Source organism: Actinomadura sp. NPDC048032 (genome assembly GCF_040653175.1).
GTDB lineage: Bacteria > Actinomycetota > Actinomycetes > Streptosporangiales > Streptosporangiaceae > Spirillospora > Spirillospora verrucosospora.
The window spans coordinates 42,098-66,795 of sequence record NZ_JBEZJP010000004.1 but is presented as its reverse complement, the minus strand read 5'-3'; the positions used below and the strand labels follow the sequence as shown (position 1 = coordinate 66,795).

Below are 24,698 nucleotides of genomic sequence, written 5' to 3'. Positions count from 1 at the left end.
GCCGCCGAGAGCCGCTCCGGGGACCTGGCCGCCACGCCGACGGTGTGGCCGAGGGCGCCGAGCCCGAGACGAGCGTCCGGGCGACCGCGTCCGGGACCTCCGCGTAGGACGCGAACCGCATGGTGAACACCCCGCGGCCCGACGTCATGCCGCGCAGGTGCCCGACGTAGCCGAACATCTCCGACAGCGGGACGAGGGCGTGCACGATCCGGGCGCCGGCGCGCTCGCCGGTCCCCTCGATCCGCCCGCGGCGGGCGTTCAGGTCGCCGATCACCGGGCCCAGGTGCTCCTCGGGGGCGGTGACCTCGACGGTCATCACCGGTTCGAGCAGCACGGGCGACGCGCGCCGGACCGCCTCCCCGAACGCCAGCGAACCGGCGATCTTGAAGGCGAGCTCGGACGAGTCGACGGGGTGGAAGTCGCCGTCCAGCAGCGTGACCCGCACGCCCGTCATCTCGTACCCGGCGAGGACGCCGAAGCGCATCGCCTCCTGGCAGCCCGCGTCCACCGAGGGGACGAACTCCTTCGGGATCCGCCCGCCGGTGACCCGGTTGACGAACTCGTACCCGTCCTCGATGGGCTCGACGGCGATCTGCACCTTCGCGTACTGGCCCTTGCCTCCCGTCTGCTTGCGGTGGGTCAGGTCGACCCGGTCCACGGCCCTGCGGATCGTCTCGCGGTAGGCCACGCGCGGCCGGCCGACGTTGGCCTCGACGTGGAAATCCTCCCGCATGCGGTCGATGAGGATCTCCAGGTGGAGCTCGCCCATGCCGCCGATGACGGTCTGCCCCTCCTCGTCGTGGACCTGGAACGACGGGTCCTCCTCCGAGAGCCGCTGGATCGCGGCGCCCAGCTTCTCCCGGTCGGCCTTGGACCGCGGCTCGATCGCGACCTCGATGACCGGCGCCGGGAAGTCCATGGACTCCAGGACCACCGGGCGCGCCTCGTCGCAGAGCGTCTCGCCGGTGGTGGTCTGCTTGAGCCCCATCACCGCGACGATGTCGCCCGCGCCCGCCGAGGCGATCTCCTCGCGCACGTCGGCGTGCATGCGGTAGAGCTTGCCGATCCGCTCCTTGCGCGCCTTGACGCTGTTGAGGACGCTCGCGCCCGCCGTCAGCCGCCCGGTGTAGATCCGGACGAAGGTGAGCCGCCCCAGGTACCGGTCACTCACGATCTTGAACGCGAGCGCGGAGAGCGGGGTCCGCTCCAGGGCGTCCCCGACCTCCGGCGGCGCGACGTCGAGCGGCGACGGCAGGTACCGCACCACCGCGTCCAGCAGGGGTTCGACGCCCTTGTTGCGGAACGCGCTGCCGCACAGCACCGGGGTCGCCTCGGAGGCGACCGTGAGCCGGCGGATCGCCGCGTGCAGCTGCTCCGGCGACGGCTCCGCACCGCCCACGTACAGCTCCATGAGCCGCTCGTCGCGCTCGGCGACCGTCTCGACGAGCCTGCCGCGCCATCGGCGGACGTCCTCGGCCATGCCGGACGGGACGTCCACGACGGCGTGCCGGCCCTCCGGCCAGACGTGCGCCCGCCCGGAGACGAGGTCGACGACGCCCGCGAATTCGGACTCCGCGCCGATCGGCAGCTGCACGACCAGCGGGACGGCGCCCAGCCGCTCGCCGATCATGTCGGCGCAGCGGAGGAAGTCGGCCCCGGCGCGGTCGAGCTTGTTGACGAAGCAGATCCGCGGCACGCCGTAGCGGTCGGCCTGGCGCCACACCGTCTCCGACTGCGGCTCGACGCCCGCCACGCCGTCGAACACGGCCACGGCGCCGTCGAGGACGCGCAGGCACCGTTCGACCTCGATCGTGAAGTCGACGTGGCCCGGCGTGTCGATCAGGTTGATCGTATGCTCGGCGCCGCCGGCGGCGTCCTCGACGGTCCAGCGGCAGGTCGTCGCCGCCGAGGTGATGGTGATGCCCCGGACGCGCTCCTGCTTGGTGTAGTCCAGCGCGGTGTTGCCGTCGTGGACCTCGCCGATCCGGTTCGACACACCGGTGGTGAACAGGATCCGCTCGGCGGTCGTCGTCTTGCCGGCGTCGATGTGCGCCATGATCCCGATGTTGCGAACCTTGGTCAGAGCGAAGGCTGTGGTTGTTGTCATCGGGAATCCTCCTGGTTCTCTCTGATGACGACCGCCGCCGGACAAGATCGTGCCGTGCGGCAGGCCGACCGTAACGGCGGAGGGAGGACCGGCGCGACGGGTTTTCCGGCTAGGACGCGATCTCGCCGAGGGTCTCGATGACGCTGCGCAGGTGCGCGCGGGCGGCCTGCTCGGCGGCGGCCGGGTCGTGGGCGGCGATCGCGTCGATGATGGCGAGGTGCTGCGGGAGGGAGACCTGGGGGCGTCCCGGGTGCATGGCCAGCTTGAACTGGTGCCGGACGTTCTGGGCGCGCAGGCGCTCCAGGACGCCCGAGGCGGTCCGCTGCCCGCTGATCTCGCGGACGCGGCCGTGGAGGCGCTCGTTCAGCCGGGAGTAGCCGAGCACGTCCCCGGACGCGACGGCGGCGCGCATCTCCTCGCCGATCGTCCGCAGCTCGGAGACCTCGGCGGGGGCCGCGCGCTCGGCGGCCTTCGCCGCGCACAGCCCCTCGATCACCATCCGGACCTCGGAGATCTCGACGGCCTCCGCCACCGAGACGGCGCGCACCCGGGCGCCGCGGTTCTGGACGCGCTCGACCAGCCCCTCGCCCGCGAGCACGGCGAGCGCCGCGCGGACCCCGGCGCGGCTCGCCGCGAACTGCTCCGACAGGTCCGCCTCGACCAGCCGCTGGTTCGGCACGAACTCGCCGCCGAGGATCGCCTCGCGGATCGCGGCCGTCACGTCGCTCACGGAGTCTCCGGGATTGTCGCCAATTTTGGTGTGATCTAGGGTAGCGGTTCGCGGGACATCCCGGCCGCGGAGGAGGACGCATGACGGTGATCGCCGTACTGGGGCTCGGTGAGGCGGGCGGCGCGATCGCGCGCGACCTCGTGGCGGCGGGGGCGGTGGTGCGGGGGTACGACCCGGCCGTCGCCGCGTCCGGCGGGATCGTCCAGGCCCGGAGCGAGGCCGACGCCGCCGCCGGGGCCGATCTGGTGCTGAGCGTCAACAGCGCGCACGACGCGGTCGCGGCGCTCCGGGCGGGGGTCGGCGCCGCCCGTGGCGCCGTGTGGGCCGACCTGAACACCGGCTCGCCCGGGTTGAAGCGGGAGCTGGACGCGCTCGCGCGGCGGGCCGGCGCCCGGTTCGCCGATGTCGCGATCATGGCTCCGGTGCCGGGCCGCGGGCTCGGCACGCCGATGCTGGCCTGCGCGGAGGGGGCCCGGGCGGTCGCCGCGGCCCTCACCCCGCTCGGCGCCGCGATCGAGGTGATGGACGCGGAGGCGGGCGCGGCGGCCGGGCGCAAGCTGCTGCGCAGCGTGTTCTTCAAGGGGCTGGCCGGGTCGGTGGTCGAGGCGCTGGAGGCGGCGCGGGCGGCCGGCTGCGAGGACTGGCTGCGCGAGGACATCGTCGCGGAGCTGGCGGCGGCCGGGGAGCACACCGTGGACCGGCTCGTCGCCGGGACGTACCGGCACGCCGACCGCCGCGCCGCCGAGATGGAGGCCGCGGCGGCCATGCTGGACGAGCTGGGCGTCCCCCCGGCGATGGCCGCCGGGAGCCGCGACCTGCTGAGGCGGCTGTCCGCCCGCGGCGCGCGCTAGGCGCGGCCGTCGCGCAGGTCGTCGAGCAGCAGGCGGCTGAGCCGCAGCAGCTCCTTGTGCGGGTCCCACAGACCGGGGGCGTCGGTCCGCGGGCCGAGGTGGGGGCGCTCCATCTCGTCCTGCATCTTCTCGGCCTCCGCGAGCGCCGCGCCGTCCGGCACGTCGGGCAGTTCCCGGACGAGGCCGCCGAGGGTGCGGAGCACCTCCGCGTACCCGCGCAGGAAGTCCTCTCCCGGCACCACCGCCTCGTCGGCGTCCGCGAGCCGGCGCAGCGTCGCCGCGATCGACCGGCTGTAGGCCGTCGCGTGGTCGAGCATCGTCATCAGCCGCGGCGCCGGCCACTGCCCGGGGACGTCCCGCCAGCGCAGCCGGTAGCCGCGCAGCTTCGCGCGGGGATTGGCGCGCAGGCTGGCCTCCCCCTGCTCGACCGCGTACCGCGCCTGCTCCTGGACGCTCACCAGCCGGGACTCGCGCTCCTGCCACAGCGAGCTCCACTCGGCGGGCTCGACGACGTCGTCGGCGAGCGTCCCCAGCGCGTCGGCGAGGGTCTCGCGCATCTCCCGGACCGCGTACTCGCCGCGCCGCAGGTACAGCGGCGGGAAGACGGCCGCGTTCACGCCGAGCCCGACCACGAGCCCGACCGCGACGTCGGCCAGGCGCGGCAGCGTGTAGCCGACGACCCCGTGCCCGCCCAGCAGCAGCGCGAACACCGCCGTGAACGGGACCTGGGACGCCTGCGCGCCGAGCCGCCGCCATCCCGACGCCATCATGGCGAGGACGACGACGATGGCGATGCCGGCGACGTTCGGGCCGACGAACAGCCCGACGGGGATCGCGAGCGCCGCGCCGATCACGAATCCGCCCCCGTAGGCCAGGCTCTCCCGCACGGAACGCACGACCGTCGGGTACACCCCGAGCAGCGCGGCCAGGGGGGCGAAGTACGGCTGCGGTTCGCCGAACACGTACTTCGCGACCAGCCATGCCGTGACCGCCGCCAGGACGGCCTTGAGCGTCAGCTTCGCGCGCTCGTCCCAGTACCGGCGTCCCGCAAAAGGCATCAGATGCCGTCGAATCCTCCCAAAAATCACCGCATCGCGGTTCCCTCCCACCGCGCTTCGAATCATGGCCGGGCGCGCGGGAAGGCTCGGGCGGGGCCCCTACCGCGCGGTCCCGGTGAGCGAGACCACAGGGGGGTGATGTATGACACAAGACCGGTTTGCGGAAAGATGCCGGACGAGCGAGCGGAGGGAGGGGGGTCACGTGGCGGGCAGGCGCGCGACACCGACCGGCAGGTACGGCGGCCGGTCCGCGGCCGAGCGGCGCGCCGAGCGGCGCCGCCGGTTCCTGGACGCCGGGCTGGAGATGTTCGGCCGCGGCCCCGGCTACCGCGGCACCACGGTCGCGGCGCTCAGCGAGGCGGCCGGGCTGTCCACCCGCCAGTTCTACGAGGAGTTCAGCACGCTGGAGGACCTCCTCGCCGAACTGCACCTGGAGGTCAACGACGCGGCCGAGCAGGACGTCCTGGCCGCGCTGCCGTCCGTCGCGGGCCTCGGGCTCGCCGAGCGCACGGCGCACCTGTTCCGCGCCTACGCCGCAAGCATCACCGCCGACCGGGCCCGCATCCGCATCGCGTTCGTCGAGATCATCGGCGTCAGCCCCCGGCTCGACCGCCAGCGCCTCACCCGCCGCGCCCGCTGGGTCCAGTTCATCTGCGCCGAGGCCGCCGCCGCGGCCGAGCGCGGCGAGATCACCGACCGCGACTACCGGATCGCCGCGACGGCGTTCATCGGCAGCATCAACGGCCTCCTGCACGACTGGACCGCCGGCTGGGTCGAGGCCACCCTCGACGAGGTCATCGACGAGCTCGTCCTGATGCTCCTCGGCCGCCTGCACCTCCAGGACGCCCTGCCCGCGCCCGGATCTGCCTCCCTCGACCCCGGGCCGCCCGACTGATGACCGGTCGGCCGGGCCGTCAGGGGTGGGCGCGCACGGCCCGGACGTCCGTCGTGGGGGTGACCAGGCCCAGGCGGGCCCCGGTCGGGTCGGTGACCACGGAGAACCGGCAGGGTTTGAGGTCGGTGGGCGGGATGCGGACGTGGGCGCCGAGCTCGGAGGCCAGGGCCGCGGACTCGTCGCAGTCGGAGACCCAGAAGAACGGCGTCCAGTGCGAGGGGTGGCCGGGCGGCCAGTGCTCGTCCATGGAGACCATGCCGGCCACCGCCCAGTCGCCGACCTTCCAGTGGGTGTAGACGGAGTCGTAGTAGTCCCGGTCGACGGCCCTCCAGCCGAAGACCTCGCCGTAGAAGCGGCGGGCGCGCTCGATGTCGCGGGCGGCGAGCTCCACCCAGACCATCGCGGACGGCTCGTCGACGACGCCCGCGCCCTTGAGGTCGTAGGGGTACCAGAGCCCGAAGTCGGCGCCCTCCGGATCGGAGCACAGGGCCATCCGCCCCAGGTTGGCGATGTCGGTGGGCTCCACCGTCTCCAGACCGCCCGCCTCGCGCACGGCGGCGAGCGTGGCCGGGATGTCGTCGGTCCGGAAGTAGCACGTCCAGGAGGCGGCCTCCGAGTCGTCGGCGAGCGCCTGCATCCCGGCGACCTCGGGCCCCTGGACGCCGCCCAGCGTGAACATCTCGTAGTCGCCGAGGTCGCCCACGGTCAGCGTGTAGGAGTACCAGCCGAACAGCTCGCGGTAGAACCGCTCGGACCCCTCCGGGTCCGGGCTCGCGAGTTCGGCCCACGACGGGTGGCCGGGGGGGAACGCGGTCACCTCGGGCATCGGATCACCTCCGGCATCGGATCACCTCCGGCATCGCCGCGCCCCGGCGGCACGCCCTGCGGCGCGCGTTCCTCCAGGGTAGGGACGCCCGCGCAATCCCCGCCGACACGAATCCCCAAGATCACCCCAATGTTCGCGTCTCCGTCCGGGCGGGGCGGCGGGGCCGCGGTCATCCGTGCGGACGGAAGGTGAGGCGCGAGCCGGCCGCCGGGGTGAGGACGGCGAGGCGCGCCCCGCACGGATCGGTCATGACGGCGAAGCGGCCCGCCTTGATGTCGGTCGGCGGGACATGGACGACCGCCCCCAGCACGGCCGCCCGCGCCGCCGCGGCATCGCAGTCGGAGACCCAGAAGTAGGGGATCCAGTGGGGTTCGGAGTGGGCGGGCCACCACTCGGCCAGCGGCACCATGCCCGCCACGGACCACTCTCCGACCTTCCAGTTGGTGTAGTCGGGCGCGAGGTAGGAGCGGTCGACGGCCCTCCAGCCGAAGACCTCCCCGTAGAAGCGCCGGGCGCCCTCGACGTCGCGGACGGCCAGCTCCACCCAGCACATCGCGGACGGTTCGTCCACGACGCCCGCCCCCTGGAAGTCGTAGGGGTACCAGAGCGCGAAGTCGGCGCCCTCGGGGTCGGCGCAGTGGGCCATCCGCCCGAGATTGGAGATGTCGGTGGGCTCGCTCAGCTCCTGCCCGCCCATGGCGAGCACCCGGTCGAGGGCGGCCTGGACGTCGTCGGTCCGGAAGTAGCACGTCCACGTCGGCTCCATCGAGTCGTCCGCGAGCGGCTCCATGCCGGCGACCTCCGGGCCCTGGACGCCGCCGAGGGTGAAGATCGAGTAGTCGTTGAGGTCGCCCGCCAGCGTGTAGACGTCCCAGCCGAACAGGTCGCGGTAGAACCGCTGGGAGGCGCGCACGTCCGGGGTGACCAGTTCGACCCAGGCGGGGTATCCGGGGGCGTATGCGGTTACTTCGGGCATCGCCGACCCGCAAAAGTTCGCATATCCCCACGTTACGGACCGCCGCGCAATTTCCAGGGCCGCGAAGACCCAAGATCACCCCAACGTCGGCGGTGCGCCCGGCCTCGGCTCGTTTCCGACGCTCTCGACGGTCTGGAGGAGCCCCCAGACGAAGTGCGCGACGAGGACGGCGCCGTCCGGGCCCGCGATCGTCGCGTGCCACCGGCTCGGGACCTCGCCGTCCTGGTGCGCGACGGCGCCGAAGCGCGCGTCCACGTCGCCGGCGACGCAGGACCACGGGACGAGGTCGTCCACGGTGTCCAGCCGCGGGACGGGCACGCCCTCGTCCCGGACGAGCCACTCCTGCATGACGGAGCCGTCCGGCCCCATCATGATCTCGAAGCGCAGGCCCGGCCACAGGGGGAAGGGCGGCCACCAGGCCACCGCGCAGGCGACGTCGCCGATCGGGCGCTCCTCGACCGCGACCGGCGGGCCGAGGACGGCCTCGTAGCGGCGGCGGCCGCGCGGGAACGTCCGGGACCGCAGGACGCGCTGCCACCGGGCGTTGACCTCGCGCATCTCCGTGCGCGAAGCGCCGAGCGACCGGATCGCGTCCTCGACGAGGCCCGGCTGGTAGTCGGCCATGCGCCGCAGCAGCACGAGCTGGAACTCCCGCCGGGCGAACCCCTTCACCGTGCCGCTCCCCGAACCGACGGGCGGGCGGTCAGGACTTGCGGGCGCCGATGGACCTGGCGATGATCGGCCAGCTGCGGACCAGCTCGATGCGCCAGTACTTCCAGTTGTGCATGCCGGGCCCGTACAGGTGGGAGGTGACCGGCACCCCCGCCTTCCGCGCGGCGGCGACGAAGTTCTCGTTCATCGTGCCGGCGAGCTGCTCGCCGATGCGCCCCGCGTCGTGGGGCGGGGTGTCGGCCTTGTCGTAGGGGCCGGGCTGCCCGTTGCCGGACGAGACGTAGACGCCGACGCCCTTGAGCCTGGACACCATGACGGTCGCGTCGTGCGCCCGCCAGTTCGCCCGCGCGGTGATCGGGTCGCCCCAGATGGCGGTGCCGGCCTCGCGGTTCATGGACGTCAGGATGACCGGCATGCCGGGCGCCGTGATGTTGAGGGCGCCGCTGTAGGAGGCGGCGTACTTGAACATGCGGTGCCGCTCGGCGTAGGTGATGGCGCCCTGCCCGCCGGACGACAGGCCGATCGCGGCGCGCACCGACCCGGCGTGGAAGTTGCGCTCCATCAGCGGGATGACCTCGCCGATGTGGAAGGTCTCCCACTCGGGGATGCCGCCCTTCCCGCCGTTGTACCAGTTGGTGTAGGACCCGTTCCAGCCGCCCTCGGGCATCACGACCATCGCGTCGTAGGGACCGATGACCTGCTCGATGTTGGAGTCCTTGGTCCAGGACAGGTAGTTGTTGTTGCCGCCGTGGTAGGCGTACACGACGGGCCACGACCTGGTGGCGCCGGCCTTCCAGCCCTTGGGGACCATCACGCGGGTCTTCACGGCGGCGCCCAGCGCCGGCGAGGCGATCGTGACGTCGAAGATCCGCGAGTTGATCTTCTTGACGCCCGTGATCGAGGCCCCGTCGGGGGCCTTGGCGTACTTGCCCGGCGAGGTGCCCGACGGCATCTGCGGCTTCTTGCCGCGGTTGCCCGCGTTGCTGTCGGGGTCGGTGGGGCTCGGCGTCCCTCCCCCGGTGCGGAACGGGTTGCTGTTCAGCGGGATGCTGGGCAGCTTCGCCGCACCCGGCGACTTCGTCGGGGAGGCGGACGCGCCGCCGGGGACCGACGGCTGCGTGGCGGGGCCGAACGAGGGGATCGGCTTGGAGTTCCCGCTGGCCTCCGACCTGCCCTTCGGGACCCCCACGCCGGCCTGCGCGAGGCCGACCATGACGGCGGGCAGCAGCACGGCCGCCGCCGCGGTGCCCGCGATGGCGATCTTCCTGTCGGTACGCTTCTTCATGACTCCCCAGCCGCTCGGGCCACGCCAGGCCCGACGCTCCGCTCGCCCGACGAAACTACTGTCCCCGCCGTCACAGCCGCAAGTATTGGCAGCGGATGCAATAAAGGCGAGATGATCCGTGACGCTGCGCTACCGGGCCCGTGCCGCTACCCCCGCTTCCCCGGACGGATGGACTGCGCGTGCCGGAACACGTTTCCCGGATCCCAGTGCCGTTTGACCTCCTGGAGTTTCGCGTAGGCGTCCTTGTAGTAGAGGGTCTCCCACGTCTGGGACGACTCGTTCCAGCGCCCGTCGTTCAGATCCGCGTCGGGATAGCCGATGTAGCAGCCGTCCGTGGTCTCGCCGTCCGCGACGGGGACGCCGCCGGTCGCGGCGAACGTCGCCTTGTAGACGTCCCGGATCCACGCGATGTGCGTGTCCTCGTAGGCGTCATTCTGCGTCCAGTACACCTGGTACTGCAGTTTCATAATGGAATCGCGCTGCCGCGCCGCCGTCTTGTGCAGCGGCCGGTTGATGGCACCGCCGTACGAGTCGACCTGGATGAGCGCCTGCTTGTTCACGTAGTCGGTGTACTTCTCCTTGCCGAGATAGGCCCACATCGCGTCGATCTGTTGGCGGGTAAACGGTTTGCGCATGTAGGCCGACTTGTACTTTCCGCAGCGGTTCTCGCCGCTGGCGTTCAGCGCCTGGGTGGCGGTCAGCCACGGCATCACGCGCGGGATCTCCAGGTGCACGAAGTGCTCGCCCATCATCGTGCGCATCGGTCTCGCCGACGGGCCGATCCGCCCGTCGAGGGCCACGATGAAGTCGGTCATCGCCCTCGCCCCGTCGGGGTCGTCCACGTCCACCTGGGCCAGCAGCCCGATCTGGCCGTTGCTGACATGGTTGAGCTTCAGCATCGCGAAGAGCTTCCCCGCCGCCGAGGACGGGTCCTGGTGGTCGCGGAAGTACTCGCCGTACGCCCCCAGCAGGGCGGCGAACTCGTCCTTGGTGAAGTCCTTCCAGTCCCATGCGAGCGCCGTCAGCAGCACCTGCTTCGGCGGCTGCGGGAGCCCCCGGAACCAGAACCGCGTGACCACGCCGAAGTTCCCGCCCCCTCCCCCGGTGTGGGCCCACAGCAGGTCGCGGAGCCACCGGTCGCCGTCGTCGCGCCGGGCCACGACCAGCTCGACGTTCTGGCGCTCGTCCACCACCGCCACCTCCACCGCGTAGAGGTAGTCGACGGTGAGGCCGTGCTGCCGCGACAGCAGCCCGAACCCGCCCGCCGGGATGTGACCGCCGAGCCCGACCGAGTAGCACGACCCGCCGGGCAGCGCCTTGCCGCTGATCGGGTACAGGTGGCTGTAGACGTGCCAGTTCGTCGCCCCGGCCTCCACGCAGTACGCCTGCATCGCGGGGTCGTAGGACACCCCGCACATCGGGCTCACGTCCAGGATGACCCGCACGTCGGAGCCGCAGACGAAGTCCTCGTAGCAGTGGCCTCCGGCCTTCACCGTGATCCGCGTCCGCCGCGGGTCGGCCGGCCGCTCGCGCACCGCCTCGGCGAGCGCCGTCCGCGCCTCCTCGGGCGAGCGCACCAGCCGCACGTACTCGGGCTCTCCGATCCACCGCTGGTTGAACCCGCGGCTGAGCGCCGGGTACCGCCGGTCGCCGGGCCGGACGGTCGTGCTGGGCAGGGTCGGGGTCTCACTCATCGGGGCATCGCCTCCGCGCACCTCGGATATGGGATGCGAGGACACCTTCCCCACCATGTCATAAAGTAGTCGATCAGTAACGAACAGTTAGCATCTTGGTCAGGTTTTCGCTCGTCGCGTCCCACTCGCCCGCAAGTCGCGGTGCAACGGCGGAAAGGGGGGCCCTCTCCGCCGTTGCGGATCAGCGGAGGCGTCGGCCGCCGCTGGGTTGGGTCAGCGGAGGCGTGCGCCGCCGCTGGGTTGGATCAGCGGAGGCGTCAGCCGCCGCTGGGTTGCGTCCCGACACGGACCGCGCCGCCGGAAGGCTCCTTGAGGGAGGAGACTCCGAAGGCGGCACCGCCGATCAGGAGGATGGCGGCCCACCCCGGAAAGAAGGCCAGCCGCTGGTCGGAGGGCAGCCACCCCGTCGCGGCGCCGGCCAGCGCCACCATGGCGTGGACCGGCGTCGAGAGCGACTGCATGACACCCACGTCGAGCCCCGAGATGCGGCGGAGCGCGGCGTTGGTCAGGACGACCGGCAGCATCAGCGTGAGCAGACCTGCCAGCCCGGCCACGAAGAACAGGTCCTGGGACACCCAGTCACCGCCCCGCAGCACGAACACCAGCGCGAACAGCGCCGGCGCCGCCAGCAGGTTGGCGAGCGTCGCGCCCTGGTCCGCCAGTCCGTGGTCCTTCATCTTCCCCAGCACGGTGACCGTGTTCCATACGCACCATGCGCTACCGAAGGCGCACAGCAGCCCCACGATCTCGCCCTGCAGGGGCCAGTTGAGCATGAGGATCCCGCCCAGCACGAGCAGGCGCCCGCACAGGTGCTTGAATCCCCACGCGGTGGCCCTCAGGCGCCAGATCCTCCTGAAGCCCACCGAGAGGTAGCCGAGTACCACGACGGCGGCGACGGTGCCCAGGTTCAGGCGCGGCACCGCGTACGGGTAGAGGACCGCGACGGCGGCGTTCCCCGCGGCCAGGCGGCCGATCAGCCCCCACATGGGGCGCTGGTACCGCCTGAACGGAGACCGTCCTGTAAGAAGCATCAGCGCGCAGAGGGCGAGGGCACCGACCGTTTGCATCGGCGCCGCCACCTCCAGCGCGTGGTAGCTCGTGGTGAAGGCGTAGCCGATGCCGGACGACACCAGGCTGGCCACGATGAGACCTCTGCCGGCGAGCCGACGGAGGTCGAGTGAAGAGGACATAGTCCTGCCCCTCTAGGTTGTGAGAGGCCGGAGCGCTCCGCGAGCGACGAGCCACCGGTTCCGCGAACCGGTGGCCGCCGCCAAGGGAGCGATCGACCACCGGCTTCGGAAACCGGCAAGAGGGACCGTGCGGGATGGTGCCGATTTATCAACTACACCGGTCGATAAACCATGAAATGGTGCTGGGCGGGCGGCGAACCGGGCATGGCCTCACAGTGAGCGACCCGCGTCACGATCCAGGATGCGACGGCGGAGGCGGTTCGTCAGCCGGACTGCCGATGCGCTCCCGCTCGCGACTCCGGACCGAGGCGTGTCATCGCTCCAGGTGGTGGGCGTAGAGGGCGCCGGCCTGGAAGCGGGTGCGGGCGCCGAGGCGGTCGCAGAGGTCGCGGACGCGGCGCTGGACGGTGCGGGTGCTGATGGAGAGGCGGCGCGCGATGGCGTCGTCGGTGAGGCCCGCGGCGAGGAGGGCGAGGACGGCGTCGTCCGGGGCGTCCTCGCCGGGGAGCGGGACGGCGGAGCGCCACAGGGCCTCGAAGAGGGAGACCAGCGCGTCCAGCAGGGCGGACGGGTGGACGATCAGGGAGCTGTCGACCGAGCTGGCGTGCTGGGAGGTGAGCGGCAGCATCGCGGTGCGGCGGTCGGCGACGGCGAGCTTGATGGGCACGGCGCCGAGGCGGGCCTGCTCGCCGGACGCGACGGCGCGGCGGACGTACTCCAGGGCGCGGGGCTCGTCGAGCGCTTCGGGGCCGTAGATGCCGCGCACCGTGATGCCGCGGCGCATGGTGCGCTCCTGCTCGTCGCTCGACACGGCGGCGTCGGTCGCGAACGGCGGCTGGACGAGGACGAGCAGCTCCTCGCGGGCGCCGTTCATGAGTTGCAGGTAGCGGCGGGACACCGCCGCCCGGCCGCTGACGACCTCGACGAGCTCCTCCGGGTGCGGGGCGGCCTCGGCCAGGAGCGGGCCGATGGCGGCACGGCTGCGGGCGATCTCCTCCTGGCGGCTGGCGACGAGGGCCTCCACCGCGACGTGGGGCGGGGTGGCGAGGAGCCGCAGCGGGCGGCCGGCCAGGCGGGTCACGAGTCCGAGTTCCTCCAGGCGGGGCAGGAGGCGGCGCAGGGCCGCGACGGACGCGCCGTGGCGCGCGGCGAGGTCGGCGAGGGTGGACGGGCCCTCCCGCAGCAGGGCGCGGTACGCCCCCTCCTCGGCGGCGGTGACCCCGAGCCCCTCCAGGAGCGGCGAATCGGACACGTCCTAAATCTACGGCGTCCCGGTCCGTTTGACGGGTTCCCGCCATGGCGGAAGCCGCCAGCGCCTTCCCTGGATCGGCCGCGGCGGCCGGCCCGACAATCAAGATCCACTTTTTGGGGAGGGATGGCCATGTGGTCGAGAACCGCGGCGGCCCTGGGGATCGGCGCGCTGGCGCTCGCCGCGCCCGCGGCGGCGGACGCCGGGCCCGCGTCCGCGTTGCGTGCGGAGGCCGGAGCATTCGACGTCACGCTGCCCACCGGTGACACGGTGCACGTCGCGGGGGGCGGCACGACCGTGACGCCCGCGCCGGGGCGCGACCCGGCGTTCTCCGTCCGGCACAGCGGAGGCGACCTGTACGTCGTCCCCGCCGACCGGCTCGGGGACGATCCGGAACGGTACAACGTGACGGCGCTGCACGAGCGGCGGCCGGCGGCGGCCGAGCCGAAGGCGAAGGCGTCCGGCGAGCTTGTCACCGTCCGGGTGAGGAGCATCGCGCGGGACGGGCGGCCCGGCCCCGGCGCGGTCGGCTTCCTGAACGTGAAGGACGCCTCGCTCGGCAACGCCCACCGGCCGCTGCCCGGCGATCCGGACGGCCCGTGCACCGACGAGGGCTGGAACGACTCGAACTGCGTGCGGCTGGCGCCGGGGACGTACTCCGTCATGGGCGTCGTGAAGACGATGCCGTCGTGGGCGGCGAGCACCGACGGCGGCAAGCCGCTCGACTACAGCCTCGTCGGCTACCCGGAGATCGAGATCACCGGGGACACCGAGATCGTGCTGGACGCGCGCAAGGCGCGGGAGGTGACGGTCCGCACGCCCGAGCACGCCACCGCGCCCGGTCCGGGGGCGGTCAGCCACCTGATGTGGACGCGCGGCACCGCGAACGGGCAGGCCGTGGACGAGGGCGTCTACCTGGGCGACGGATCGATGCTGGAGGAGCGGGTGTTCCTCCAGCCGACCGAGCGGGTCCGCACCGGGACGTTCGAGGCCTACACGCGGTGGCGGCTGGAGGCGCCCGCGATCACGATGCGGGCGGGGAGCCGGGCGCTGCGCCCGCAGTACTATCCCGCGGCCTACTTCAGCGACACCTCGGACCAGTTCCCGCGCCTCGACGGCAGCGCGGAGATGCGGGTCGCGGACGGGGACAGGCCGGGCGCCGACCTGCGCGGCCGGCTCGCCCTCGTCCAGCGCAGGGACGGCGTGCCCGTCGCCGAGCAGGTCGAGAGGGCCGCCAGGGCGGGTGCGCGCATGGTCGCCGTCTACAACGACGCTCCCGGCGTGAACGACGACCCGGGCGGCTACGGGAGGCCGCTGAAGGTGCCCGCGGTCCGCCTGTCCCACGAGGAGGGACGCGCTCTCCTGCGGGAGCGGGCGACGGTCACGGCCAAGGGCATCGTGGACAGCCCCTACCAGTACGACCTCGTGTTCCCGGAGGAGGGGCGGATTCCCGAGAACCTGGACTACGTCGCTCGCACAAGGGATCTGGCGCGGATCGACAGCGCCTACCACGGCGATGGCGCCATGACCGCCGCGCGCTACAGCAAGCGCCCCTGGGAAGAATTCGCCCTCGCGTACGCCCACCCGGTCACCGGTACTCCGAGAACGCGCGTGGAGTACGTTTCAGCCGATCCGAAAACGCAGTGGTCCGCGATGGCGGTGACTCCGGAGCAGCCTTACAACAACGCTTTCCCCGGCCCGGAGACACCGCACGTCGTGCTCGGCGAAACGAAATGGTCGTCGTACAGGGCGGGGCAGCGCGACGCGCACAGCTGGAACAAGGGACCGCTCACCGGCGGCGTCAGCGCGCAGTCACCGATCGTCCGCACCGGCGACCTGATCCGCCTCCGCGTCGGCCTGGCGGACGCGGCACGCAATTTCTCCGACGTCTACTCCAGCTCCTTTCCGAATGGCTTCGCCACCGACTTCCGCGTCCACCGGGACGGCGAACTGATCGCGCAGACGGCCTACAAGCCGAACGGCACCCTGATGACGACCCCGGAGGACGCCGAGTACCGGGTCGAGTTCGACTTCGCCAACAGTGCCCCCTGGGCCCGGCTGTCCACGCGCTCCAGAACGTCGTGGACGTTCCGTTCCGCGCGGACGGCCGACCTCACCGTCCTTCCGCTGCTCCAGGTGGGTTACGACGCGGCTCTCGACCCGCAGAACAGGACGCGTTCCAGGACGTTGAAGCTCACGGTCGCCCACCAGGACGGCTCGCCGGCGCCGCTGCGCCGCCTGTCCCTCCAGACGTCGTTCGACGACGGCGGGACCTGGACGGACGTCCCGGTGCGGGACGGCGTCGCGCGCCTCCACGGGAAGGGGGCGGTGTCCCTGAGGGTCACCGCCGAGGACGGCCGGGGCAGCTCGATCACCCAGGAGACCGTCCGCGCCTACGAACTGCACTGACGGCCGAGCGCCGTGACCCCGGCGGAGGGCCGGGGTCACGGTGCGGGGGCGGGTCCGGCCGACGTCAGGACCGGGCTCCCGCCCTGCCGGGGATCAGGGCTGCTTGTAGTCGTACTTGGCCGTGATCTTGGCCGAGGACGGGCAGAGGATGCCGCTCGTCTTGGGGACGACCTGGTTGGTGAAGGTGGCGGTGAACGGGAAGTTCGTGGCCGAGGCGGTGCCGGTCAGGGTCCCGCCGTAGGTGCAGCCGATCGCGCTCATCGAGAAGTTGTTGATCTTGACGGTGGTGCCGCTGAAGGTGCCGCTCCAGGGCAGGGCCCCGGGAGTGACGGTGACCCCGCAGCCGCCGGCGCTCGCGGACGTGTAGGACGCGTTGACGCCGCCCGACAGGACCGTGCCCTTCAGCACGGAGCTGGTGCAGCTGGCCGGGACTCCCGCGTCGATCACCATGGTGCCGTTGAGGGTGGCGGTGAACGACCCGGTGTTGACGGCCAGAGCGGGGGAGGCCGTCAGGGCGACGGTGGCGGTGGCGGCGGCCGCGACCGCGGCCGAGGCGATCGCGGCGGTCTTCGTGGTGCGAGACAAGGGGGGTCCTCATTTCGAACGGTGGGCGTCGCGCCTGCACCCGAAGGGGTGGGGTGGGAGGTCCGTCGATTCGTGCGCGGCTCCGCCCATGGCCGGTGGGGAGGCCGCCGCGAATCGGGGACCGGGCCGGGGAACCGCCCTGTCGCCCTCGACACGGGTTCCAACCGGAGTAGAACGCGTTCTAACAGAGACCATAGACAAGGGCGGTTGGGTGGTCAATACCTGGACGACACTCTGTCATTATCTGAAGATGACACTGTTCATAAAATGCCGTCGCGCATGTCCGTAAGTGGGTATCCATGCAGGATACAGACGTATTTGTGATCAGCGGCCTTCTTCGGCTCCCGTGCCACAGCCTCCTCACGCCGAAACCCCGAGAAGAGAGGCAAGGCCGGTAAGAACCGGTTACAGAGCGCCAACGGGGCATCGGGTTTACGAGGGAGCGTCCAGGCGCCTGTGAAATTTCAGATTCGCTCTGATCGGCATTGAAAACTCGGTTCCGTCTCGATGGCGCGGCATCGGTGAGCTGGCGTTTCGCCCGTGGCCTCAGTTCCCGTAACGCGCGCCTGGACCGGCCTCCCGGCCATTGTCAGGCGGGCGGTTCCGGTCCATCGTGACGGGATCGCGAGCGTCCGTGAGCGTCCGCAGGAGACCCCGCCGCGCGACGAGCGGGCGCGCAGAGCCGAACGGCAGGTACCCCGTCATGAGAAGCTCCCGCCGATTGCGTTCCCTGCTCGCCGTCCCGTGGGCGCTGGCGCTGACCCTCGCCGGGCTCGCGGCCCCGTCCGCCGCCTCGGCGCCCGGCCCCGAGACCGCGGGCCAGTACGTCGTGACCGGTCCCCGGACCGGCCAGCAGCGCAGCCAGGTCGCCCGGACCGGAGCGGCGATCGGCGCCGTCCGGGCGGGCGGGCTGGAGGTCAGCGCCATCCCGTCGGAGGTCAGGGCCATCCGGCGGCTCGGCTTCACCGTGAAGCCGGCCCCCGCGCGGACCGCGGACCCGAGCGCGGCCCCGAGCACCGCGGCGACGTCGTACCACACGTTCGCCGAGATGCGGCAGGAGGTCGACTCCGTCGTCGCCGCCCACCCGCAGATCGCCCGCCAGTTCGTCGTCGGCAAGTCCTACCAGGGCCGCGACATCGTCGGCGTGAAGATCAGCGACAACGTGGCGACGGACGAGAACGAGCCCGAAGTGATGATCATCGCCAACATCCACGCGCGCGAGCGGCTCACCGCCGAGCAGGCGCTCGACTACATCGGGCAGCTCACCACCGGGTACGGGTCCGACAGCCGGATCACGAACCTGGTGAACACGCGCGAGATCTACGTGATGCCGATGGTCAACCCCGACGGCCAGGTCTACGACATGACCAGCGACACGCAGCCGGGGCGGATGTGGCGCAAGAACCGCCAGCCCAACCCCACGTCCACGGGCACGGACCTGAACCGCAACTTCGCCTACAAGTGGGGCTGCTGCGGCGGCTCGTCCGGCAACGGCTCCAGCGAGACCTACCGGGGCACCGGCCCCGAGTCCGCCGTCGAGACGAAGGTCCTCGCCGACTTCGTGCGCAGCCGGGTCGTGGGCGGCAGGCAGCAACTCGGGATGTTCCTGGACATCCACTCGGACGCGGAGCTGGTGCTGTGGCCGTTCGGCTACACCTACAACAACACCGTGCCGGGCTCGATGTCCGCCGACGAGGAGGCCGCCCACCGCACCATCGGCCGGGAACTCGCCTCGACGAACGGCTTCGCCCCCGAGCAGTCCAGCGACCTCTACATCACCGACGGCACCACGGACGACTACACGTGGGGGCAGCAGCGCATCTTCTCGTTCACGTTCGAGCTGGCCGGAGGCAGCTTCTACCCGCCGCCGTCCGCGATCGCCGGTGAGGTCCAGCGCAGCCGCGAGGCCCTGCTGCGGCTGGCCGAATACGCCGACTGCCCCTACCGGGCCATCGGCAAGCAGAGCCAGTACTGCGCCTAGCGGCGGGCGGCACGCCGGTCCGGCCCGCGACGGGGCGGACCGGCGCGTCAGCCGAAGCGTTCGCGCAGGGCCGGCAGGAGGTCCGCCTCCGCCCAGGTCCGGAAGTCCTTCTGGTGCTCGGGACCGGACTGGCAGAACGAGATGTGGGTGAAGCCCGCGTCGGCCCACTCCTGGACCGCCTCGACGTAGTCGTCCACGTCGTCGCCGCACGGGACCGCCTCCACGACGTCCTCCGGGCGGACGGTCTTCGTGGCGGCCTCGAAGTTCGCCGGACCCGGCAGCTCGGCCATCACCTTCCACGCCGGGGCGGAGAACTTCCACGTGCTGTGGGCGCGTTGCCTGCACTCCTCATAGTCGTGCCCGAAGGCCACGGGGATCTGCCCGTAGACGGGCTTGCCCGCGCCGCCCTCGTCGTGGAAGAGCTCCACGACCTCCGGAACGGGCTGGTCGGAGATGAGAAGGTCCGCGTGCTCGGCGGCGAGCCGGCCGGCGCGCTTGCCGAAGGCCGCCATGCCGATCCGGACGGGCTCGTCGGGCAGGTCGTACAGCTTCGCGGAGTCGACGGTGAAGTGGCGGCCCCGGTAGTTGACGTAGTCGCCGCCGAACAGCGCCCGGATGATCTCCACGGCCTCGGCGAACATCTCGTGCCGGACGTCCACCGACGGCCATCCGCGCCCCACGACGTGCTCGTTGAGGTTCTCCCCCGCGCCGAGGCCGAGCGTGAACCGGCCGTCGGACAGCACGCCCATCGTGGCGGCCTTCTGCGCCACCACGGCCGGGTGGTACCGCATGATCGGGCAGGTCACGAACGTCATCAGCGGGATGTGGCGGGTGGCCTGGGCGAGCGCGCCGAGCACCGACCAGGCGTAGGCGGAGTGGCCCTGGCTCTCCAGCCACGGGAAGTAGTGGTCGGAGATCACCGAGTAGGCGAACCCCGCCTCCTCGGCCTCCACGAGGTCGGTGACGAGCTGCTTGGGCGGCGTCTGCTCGCAGAGCAGTGTGTATCCGAATTCCATGTCAGATCCCCAGCAGGTCCGTCAGATCGTCGGCGTGCTCTTCCTCTTCGGCGAGGATGTGCTCCATCAGCCGCCGGGTCGTCACGTCGCCGTCGCCGAGCCAGCGGATGATCTCCTGGTAGGACTCGATGACGATCCGCTCGGCGACGAGGTTCTCCTCCAGCATGCTCCTGAGGTCGTTCTCGTCGAAGGTCTTGTAGGTGGTGTGCGAGCGCTCGGCCAGCGTCTTCGGGTCGAAGTCCGGCTGCCCGCCGAGCTGGCTGATGCGCTCCGCGGCCCGCATCGCGTGGCCGCGCTCCTCGTCGGCGTGCTCGCTGAACTCCGCCGACACCTGCGCCCGGTCGATCCCGGTCGCGCTGATCGCGTGCTGCGCGTAGCGCATCCAGCACACGATCTCGGTGGCGAGGACGTCGTTGAGGACGCCGATGACCTCCTCGGCACGTCGGCCGTACCCCGCGGTCACGGGCCCGTCGGTCATCTTCGCGCGGGCGCGTTCCCGGATCGCCGCGACGTCGATGCTGAAGCTGCTCTCGGCCATGCACTCCTCCTGATCAGCGCGAATGTGGGGTCCCTACCCATCACGGGCCACTCATGCCTGTGCGCCGGCGCGAGGCACCTGCTCCCCGGAGGGTCACTTGGCCACCGTCCGTCACATCTGCTATACGTAGAGCTACCTCGCTCCGACCTGGGGTGAGGGAAGGGACATCCGGTATCCACCTTGAGATCCGGGCGTGACAAGGAAGAAAAGGAACCACATGAAGTCCTTCAGCTACACCGAGCTGGACAAGCTCGCCGGTGAGGTCCTGCCGGAGCGCGCCGTGCTGTCCACCCTTCTCGTCGGGGGCGGCGAGAACGAGAACGTCAACATCAACCACGGCGGCGGCAACGGCGGCACGACCGCCATCGTGAACGCCTGCCAGAGCCAGCAGACCCGTCCCGACAGCGGCCTGCTGCAGCTCGTCGGCCTGCACGCGCAGAACGACGCCAGCTCGCAGTCCTGCGTGCCGGGCGCCGCGATCTCCGGTCACTGAGCCGAGCGCGCGTAACCGCGGGCTTCTGCCCGCACTCGGAAGGGCTGGCGGCTTCCGCCAGCCCTTCCCCCTTCCCACAGCGATGCGAAAGCGATCCCATGAGCTCTTCCAACCCTCAGCGGCTCACCTATGCGGAACTGGACCGGCTGACCGCGGAGGTCCTGCCGCGGCGGCTCGCGCTGTCCGCCGGGACGGGCGGCGGCCACCACGGCGGCGACACCGAGGTCTTCTACGCCTGCCAGGCCACCCAGTCCGCCGGCACGTCCGGCCTGCTCGGCACCGGTCTGCTCGCCGAGGCTCCGACCTCCACGGTGTCCTGCATCCCCGCCGTCGTGGTGCACGACAACCGATGAGCGCGCCCGCCGCCCTCGCCCTGCCCGCCCTGGTGGACGGCGCCGAACTCGTCGGCGAGTTCAAGAACTCCGGATACCGGGAGCCGCCGCAGCTGGTCCGGCTGCCGAACCGGCAGCTCGTCCGGCTGCCTCCGCTGCTGTTCCTGGTCGCCAAGGCGCTGCACGAGCACCGCCACCTGGCGGGCGAGGGCGACGTGGCCGCCTCTCTCGCCACGGTGGCCGACTCGGTCAGCCGGGAGGCGGGCGCACGGCTGTCCGCCGAGCAGATCGTCTACCTGGTGGACCGCAAGCTCGCCCCGCTCGGCGTGACCACCTTCAGCGACGGCACCGCGCCGCGGAGCGTGCGCTCCGACCCGTTCCTGGCGCTCAAGTTCAAGATCGCCGTCTTCCCCGAGTCGGTCACCTGGGTCATCGGCGGCCTGTTCGCCTGGCTGTTCCGCCCCTGGGTGATGGCCCCGGTGCTCGCCGCGTTCGTGGCGGGCGAGTACTGGGTGCTCACGTCCAAATCGATCGCCGACGCCATGTCGACGGCGATCCTCAAGCCGGTCAGCATCCTGCTGGTGATCGCGCTCGGGATCGCCTCGTGCGCGTTCCACGAGGTCGGGCACGCCTCGGCCTGCCGGTACGGCGGCGTCCGCCCGGGCGTCATGGGCTGCGGCATCTACCTGGTGTGGCCCGCGTTCTACACCGACATCACCGAGTCGTACCGGCTCGGCCGCGGGGGGCGGCTCCGCACCGACCTCGCCGGCGTCTACTTCAACGCCATCTTCGTCATCGGGCTGACCCTGCTGTACGCGCAGACGGGGTTCGCGCCGCTGCTCGTCGCCATCGTCTACGTCAACCTGGAGATCGTGCAGCAGCTGCTGCCGACGCTCCGGTTCGACGGGTACTACATCATGTCGGACCTCATCGGCATCCCCGACCTGTTCCGGTACATCGGGCCGATCCTGCGCCGGACGCTCCTGCGGCGCCCCGCCGACGCCCGGCTCGAAGACCTCAAGCGCTGGCCCCAGATCTTCGTCACGGTCTGGGTGCTGACGGTGATCCCCATGCTGGCGTTCCAGATCGTGCTGATCATCACCCAGGTCCCCCGGCTGGTGGCCCAGGACTGGGGCATGATGCGCCGGCTCGCGCACGCCGCCGCCGACGGGGCGGACCCCCTCACGCTGCTCACCTCTGGGCTCCAGATCGTCCTGCTCGTCCTGCCGCTGGTCGGTGTGGCGTTCATCCTGTACAGCCTGGTCCGCGGGGTGGTGCGGTGGGCCGTGCGGTACGTGAACGCGCCCGTCGCCGAGGCGGCCTCCGGGACCTGACAGACCGTTCTCGCCAACGCGCCGGGTGCCGCCAGGGGGGCACCCGGCGCGTTCTTTTCCCGTTCCGGGAAATGCATTTTATAAGCTTTTCCGGTCGCCGCTTCGGACCGTGAGGGCCCGGGAATCCCCGGGGACGGGGAGAGAAACTCCACGCAAAAGATCTCTTCCTTTCCCAAGGCCGGCCCCTCCTCGCCGCCGGTGTCTCCGGAAGGCCCCGCGTTGCTCCGTCGCCCTGCCCTCGCCGCGTGGCTGGGGGCCTTCGCGCTCCTCCTGCCCCTCGCGCTCGCGGACCGGTCCGCGGCGGCCGCCCCGCCCCGCGCCGAGGTCGCCGCCGAGACGGCCGTCGCGCCCCGCACCCTGGACCTGACCATCGCCTCTCCCGCCATGGAGGGCCGCCAGAAGGTGCGGCTCCTGCTCCCGCCGGGCTGGTCGCGGGACGCGGCGCGCACCTGGCCCGCGCTGTGGCTGCTGCACGGCGGCGTCGACGACTACACCGCCTGGACGCGCGACACCGACGTCGCGGAACTCACCGCCGGCGCCGGGATCATCGTCGTCATGCCGAACGGCGGCCGCTGCGGCAATTACTCCGACTGGTGGAATTACGGGAAGGGCGGCCCGCCGCGCTGGGAGACGTTCCACATGACCGAGCTGCGCGGCATCCTCGAACGCGACTACCGCGCGGGGACGCGACGCGTGATCGCCGGGAATTCCATGGGCGGCCTCGGCGCCATGCTGTACGCGGCGCGGTTCCCCGGCGCGTTCGCGGCCGCGGCGGCGTTCAGCGGCTACCTCGATACCCTGTACGGCCACGAGCCCGGCGACGACTCGACCGGCTGGGGACCGTCCCTGGCCTGCCCGGGCACCGACTGGCGGCGGGTATGGGGCGACCCCGACGGCCAGGCTGAGATCTGGCACGCCCACAACCCGGCCGACCTCGCCGGACGGCTGCGCGGCGTCCGGCTCTGGGTGGCGAGCGGCAACGGGAAGGCCGGGTCGCTCGGCGGGCTGCCGTTCACCGACCCGGTGGAGGCCGGCGCGAACGACCACGCGCACGCGTTCGTCGACCGGCTGCGGGCCCTCGGCGTCCCGGTGACCGCCCGCTTCTTCGACGGCCAGCACGACTGGCCGTACTGGCAGCGCGACCTGCACGAGGCGTACCCGATGCTCCTGGACGCCCTGGGCCTCGGCCCCTGCCACGGGCTCAGTCGTTCTTGAGCCGCTCCGCGGGGTCTTCCAGGCCGAGGGGCCCGTGCCATTCGAGCAGCAGGACGGTGGCGTCGTCGTCCAGGCGCCCCGCGTGATGCTCCAGGATGCTGTGGACGAGGCGCCGCAGCGTCTCGGGGACCGACAGCCCGTCGGCCTCGCGCCGGATGATGAAGTCGACGAACCGGTCCAGCCCGAACTCCTGCTTGCTCGGGTCGCGCGCCTCCACGATCCCGTCGCTGTAGAACAGGATCCGGTCACCCGGTTCCAGTTGCTCGCCGCACAGCTTCGGCCGCACGCCGAGGCCGGTGCCGAGCGGGGTGCCGGGCGGGCATTCCAGCGTGGTGACCCACCGCGACCCGCGGATGACGACCGGCGGGGGGTGCCCGTGCGAGACCCAGGACAGCTGCCCCGAGGGCAGGTCGAGCTCGGCCAGCACCCCCGTGACAAAGCGCCCGCTCGGATCCCGTTCCAGGAGCGCCGCCTCGACCGCCTGCGCCGTCTCGACGAGCCCGGCGCCCTGGATGCGGGCGTTGCGGCAGGCCGCGACGGCGAGGTTGGAGGTGAGCCCGGCGGCGGTGTCGTGCCCCATGGCGTCGAAGATCGTGAGATGGACGGTGTCGCCCGCGAGCGCGTAGTCGAAGGTGTCGCCGCCCAGCATGTAGGCCGGCTCCAGCGCGGCGCCGATGACCACTTGGTCGTTGGCGAAGGTCATCGGGGGCAGCAGCCGCCACTGCATCTCCGCCGACACGGTCATGTCCCTGGTCCGCACGAGCCGGGAGAAGGAGTCGCTGTACGGGCCCTTGCTGACGATGATCAACGCGACCAGGCCGGCCAGGGACTCGGCCTCCTGGCGGGCCCCGGTGTCGTCGCGGCGGACGGTCACGCGCAGCACGCCGATCCGCTCCGCCCCGTCGAGGATCGGCACCCAGTAGTGGTGGTTCCCGTCGTCGAACGTCTGCCCGGCCGCGGGCTCCATCGTCTGGAAGGCCCGGCCCGCGACCGTCCCGTCGATTCTCAGTTCCCGGGTCTCGGCTCCGGGGTTCCGCCCGGCGTCCGGGCCCTCGCCCGTCAGCAGCCGCAGCACCGTCTGCTGGAGGTCGACGACGTAGATGATCGCGTCATGCAGGCCGCGGGCGGCGGCGTGCCGGGCCACCGCGCCCGGCAACTGCTCCATCGACATCAGATGGCTGGCCGCCAGCAGCTCTCTCAGCATCGGTTCGCCGCCCTGCCTGCTCGGGTTCTCGGGGGTCGTGCACTCCACCGTCCCGCGG

At 71.9% G+C, this 24,698-nt stretch carries 22 protein-coding genes; 8 read left to right on the top strand and 14 right to left on the bottom strand.

What is annotated here, in order from left to right:
* Window positions 1-2,107 (bottom strand): elongation factor G (gene fusA / locus AB0C69_RS01520; protein ID WP_360348325.1); only part of this gene is annotated, 2,107 nt, incomplete at its 3' end.
* A 109-nt stretch (window positions 2,108-2,216) separates the two neighbouring features.
* The gene (locus AB0C69_RS01515) at window positions 2,217-2,837 is read right to left on the bottom strand and encodes a GntR family transcriptional regulator (RefSeq protein WP_345183328.1); all 621 of its coding nucleotides are present in this window, start codon (window positions 2,835-2,837) and stop codon (window positions 2,217-2,219) included.
* An 80-nt stretch (window positions 2,838-2,917) separates the two neighbouring features.
* Between AB0C69_RS01515 and AB0C69_RS01510 the strand changes: the two genes are divergently transcribed.
* Window positions 2,918-3,688, top strand: coding sequence for a DUF1932 domain-containing protein (locus AB0C69_RS01510; protein WP_360348321.1), 771 nt, complete (start codon window positions 2,918-2,920; stop codon window positions 3,686-3,688).
* Here the strand turns inward: AB0C69_RS01510 and AB0C69_RS01505 are convergent.
* Window positions 3,685-4,746 carry an FUSC family protein gene (locus tag AB0C69_RS01505; RefSeq protein ID WP_360348318.1) on the bottom strand — a complete coding sequence of 354 codons (1,062 nt, stop codon included), beginning with the start codon at window positions 4,744-4,746 and terminating at the stop codon, window positions 3,685-3,687. The genes AB0C69_RS01510 and AB0C69_RS01505 overlap by 4 nt on opposite strands.
* A gap of 202 nt (window positions 4,747-4,948) precedes the next feature.
* Here AB0C69_RS01505 and AB0C69_RS01500 point away from each other — a divergent pair, with 202 nt between their 5' ends.
* Window positions 4,949-5,641, top strand: coding sequence for a TetR/AcrR family transcriptional regulator (locus AB0C69_RS01500; protein ID WP_360348315.1), 693 nt, complete (start codon window positions 4,949-4,951; stop codon window positions 5,639-5,641).
* A gap of 19 nt (window positions 5,642-5,660) precedes the next feature.
* On the opposite strand, the gene AB0C69_RS01495 is transcribed toward AB0C69_RS01500, so the two are convergent.
* From AB0C69_RS01495 to AB0C69_RS01465, 7 genes are all read right to left on the bottom strand, one after another.
* On the bottom strand, window positions 5,661-6,467 hold the full coding sequence (locus AB0C69_RS01495) for a VOC family protein (RefSeq protein WP_360348312.1): 807 nt from the start codon (window positions 6,465-6,467) through the stop codon (window positions 5,661-5,663).
* Window positions 6,468-6,636: 169 nt separating this feature from the next.
* Entirely contained in the window at window positions 6,637-7,443 is an 807-nt protein-coding gene (locus tag AB0C69_RS01490) for a VOC family protein (protein ID WP_360348309.1), read from the bottom strand.
* A gap of 75 nt (window positions 7,444-7,518) precedes the next feature.
* A complete protein-coding gene (locus AB0C69_RS01485; protein WP_360348306.1) occupies window positions 7,519-8,115 on the bottom strand; it encodes a hypothetical protein in 597 nt (198 codons plus the stop codon).
* Between the two features lie 31 nt (window positions 8,116-8,146).
* Window positions 8,147-9,400: an alpha/beta hydrolase family protein gene (locus tag AB0C69_RS01480; RefSeq protein ID WP_360348303.1), complete on the bottom strand. Its 1,254-nt coding sequence runs from the start codon at window positions 9,398-9,400 to the stop codon at window positions 8,147-8,149.
* Between the two features lie 146 nt (window positions 9,401-9,546).
* A complete protein-coding gene (locus AB0C69_RS01475; RefSeq protein WP_360348300.1) occupies window positions 9,547-11,094 on the bottom strand; it encodes an FAD-binding oxidoreductase in 1,548 nt (515 codons plus the stop codon).
* Window positions 11,095-11,351: 257 nt separating this feature from the next.
* The gene (locus tag AB0C69_RS01470) at window positions 11,352-12,236 is read right to left on the bottom strand and encodes a hypothetical protein (protein WP_360348297.1); all 885 of its coding nucleotides are present in this window, start codon (window positions 12,234-12,236) and stop codon (window positions 11,352-11,354) included.
* Between the two features lie 361 nt (window positions 12,237-12,597).
* Entirely contained in the window at window positions 12,598-13,536 is a 939-nt protein-coding gene (locus AB0C69_RS01465; RefSeq protein WP_345183348.1) for a helix-turn-helix domain-containing protein, read from the bottom strand.
* Between the two features lie 129 nt (window positions 13,537-13,665).
* Here AB0C69_RS01465 and AB0C69_RS01460 point away from each other — a divergent pair, with 129 nt between their 5' ends.
* Window positions 13,666-15,942 carry a PA domain-containing protein gene (locus tag AB0C69_RS01460; protein ID WP_360348293.1) on the top strand — a complete coding sequence of 759 codons (2,277 nt, stop codon included), beginning with the start codon at window positions 13,666-13,668 and terminating at the stop codon, window positions 15,940-15,942.
* Between the two features lie 93 nt (window positions 15,943-16,035).
* Here AB0C69_RS01460 and AB0C69_RS01455 read toward each other — a convergent pair whose 3' ends face one another.
* On the bottom strand, window positions 16,036-16,527 hold the full coding sequence (locus AB0C69_RS01455) for a hypothetical protein (RefSeq protein ID WP_345183352.1): 492 nt from the start codon (window positions 16,525-16,527) through the stop codon (window positions 16,036-16,038).
* A 703-nt stretch (window positions 16,528-17,230) separates the two neighbouring features.
* On the opposite strand from AB0C69_RS01455, the gene AB0C69_RS01450 reads away from it, so the two are divergent.
* Window positions 17,231-18,508: a M14 family metallopeptidase gene (locus tag AB0C69_RS01450; protein ID WP_360348290.1), complete on the top strand. Its 1,278-nt coding sequence runs from the start codon at window positions 17,231-17,233 to the stop codon at window positions 18,506-18,508.
* 47 nt (window positions 18,509-18,555) lie between these two features.
* On the opposite strand, the gene AB0C69_RS01445 is transcribed toward AB0C69_RS01450, so the two are convergent.
* Both AB0C69_RS01445 and AB0C69_RS01440 read right to left on the bottom strand, forming a co-directional pair.
* A complete protein-coding gene (locus tag AB0C69_RS01445) occupies window positions 18,556-19,524 on the bottom strand; it encodes a TIGR03557 family F420-dependent LLM class oxidoreductase (RefSeq protein ID WP_360348287.1) in 969 nt (322 codons plus the stop codon).
* Between the two features lies 1 nt (window position 19,525).
* The gene (locus AB0C69_RS01440) at window positions 19,526-20,062 is read right to left on the bottom strand and encodes a DUF892 family protein (protein WP_360348284.1); all 537 of its coding nucleotides are present in this window, start codon (window positions 20,060-20,062) and stop codon (window positions 19,526-19,528) included.
* A gap of 217 nt (window positions 20,063-20,279) precedes the next feature.
* Between AB0C69_RS01440 and AB0C69_RS01435 the strand changes: the two genes are divergently transcribed.
* The 4 genes from AB0C69_RS01435 (at window position 20,280) to AB0C69_RS01420 (ending at window position 23,436) form a co-directional block, all read left to right on the top strand.
* Window positions 20,280-20,555, top strand: a complete 276-nt coding sequence (locus AB0C69_RS01435; RefSeq protein WP_360348281.1) for a hypothetical protein — start codon at window positions 20,280-20,282, stop codon at window positions 20,553-20,555.
* Window positions 20,556-20,653: 98 nt separating this feature from the next.
* Window positions 20,654-20,908, top strand: coding sequence for a hypothetical protein (locus AB0C69_RS01430; protein WP_360348278.1), 255 nt, complete (start codon window positions 20,654-20,656; stop codon window positions 20,906-20,908).
* A complete protein-coding gene (locus AB0C69_RS01425) occupies window positions 20,905-22,221 on the top strand; it encodes a hypothetical protein (RefSeq protein ID WP_360348275.1) in 1,317 nt (438 codons plus the stop codon). Before AB0C69_RS01430 ends, AB0C69_RS01425 begins: the two co-directional genes overlap by 4 nt.
* Before the next feature lie 219 nt (window positions 22,222-22,440).
* Window positions 22,441-23,436 carry an alpha/beta hydrolase family protein gene (locus AB0C69_RS01420; RefSeq protein ID WP_360348272.1) on the top strand — a complete coding sequence of 332 codons (996 nt, stop codon included), beginning with the start codon at window positions 22,441-22,443 and terminating at the stop codon, window positions 23,434-23,436.
* On the opposite strand, the gene AB0C69_RS01415 is transcribed toward AB0C69_RS01420, so the two are convergent.
* Entirely contained in the window at window positions 23,423-24,640 is a 1,218-nt protein-coding gene (locus AB0C69_RS01415) for a PP2C family protein-serine/threonine phosphatase (RefSeq protein ID WP_360348269.1), read from the bottom strand. The genes AB0C69_RS01420 and AB0C69_RS01415 overlap by 14 nt on opposite strands.
* Window positions 24,641-24,698: the final 58 nt, after the last annotated feature.

Excerpts from the sequence above, each read along its gene's own strand:
- AB0C69_RS01510 (WP_360348321.1), top strand. The coding sequence starts at position 2,918 with ATGACGGTGATCGCCGTACTGGGGCTCGGTGAGGCGGGCGGCGCGATC.
- AB0C69_RS01505 (WP_360348318.1), bottom strand. The coding sequence starts at position 4,746 with ATGCCTTTTGCGGGACGCCGGTACTGGGACGAGCGCGCGAAGCTGACG.
- AB0C69_RS01495 (WP_360348312.1), bottom strand. The coding sequence starts at position 6,467 with ATGCCCGAGGTGACCGCGTTCCCCCCCGGCCACCCGTCGTGGGCCGAA.
- AB0C69_RS01490 (WP_360348309.1), bottom strand. The coding sequence starts at position 7,443 with ATGCCCGAAGTAACCGCATACGCCCCCGGATACCCCGCCTGGGTCGAA.
- AB0C69_RS01480 (WP_360348303.1), bottom strand. The coding sequence starts at position 9,400 with ATGAAGAAGCGTACCGACAGGAAGATCGCCATCGCGGGCACCGCGGCG.
- AB0C69_RS01475 (WP_360348300.1), bottom strand. The coding sequence starts at position 11,094 with ATGAGTGAGACCCCGACCCTGCCCAGCACGACCGTCCGGCCCGGCGAC.
- AB0C69_RS01460 (WP_360348293.1), top strand. The coding sequence starts at position 13,666 with ATGTGGTCGAGAACCGCGGCGGCCCTGGGGATCGGCGCGCTGGCGCTC.
- AB0C69_RS01450 (WP_360348290.1), top strand. The coding sequence starts at position 17,231 with ATGAGAAGCTCCCGCCGATTGCGTTCCCTGCTCGCCGTCCCGTGGGCG.
- AB0C69_RS01445 (WP_360348287.1), bottom strand. The coding sequence starts at position 19,524 with ATGGAATTCGGATACACACTGCTCTGCGAGCAGACGCCGCCCAAGCAG.
- AB0C69_RS01440 (WP_360348284.1), bottom strand. The coding sequence starts at position 20,062 with ATGGCCGAGAGCAGCTTCAGCATCGACGTCGCGGCGATCCGGGAACGC.
- AB0C69_RS01435 (WP_360348281.1), top strand. The coding sequence starts at position 20,280 with ATGAAGTCCTTCAGCTACACCGAGCTGGACAAGCTCGCCGGTGAGGTC.
- AB0C69_RS01430 (WP_360348278.1), top strand. The coding sequence starts at position 20,654 with ATGAGCTCTTCCAACCCTCAGCGGCTCACCTATGCGGAACTGGACCGG.
- AB0C69_RS01425 (WP_360348275.1), top strand. The coding sequence starts at position 20,905 with ATGAGCGCGCCCGCCGCCCTCGCCCTGCCCGCCCTGGTGGACGGCGCC.
- AB0C69_RS01415 (WP_360348269.1), bottom strand. The coding sequence starts at position 24,640 with ATGCTGAGAGAGCTGCTGGCGGCCAGCCATCTGATGTCGATGGAGCAG.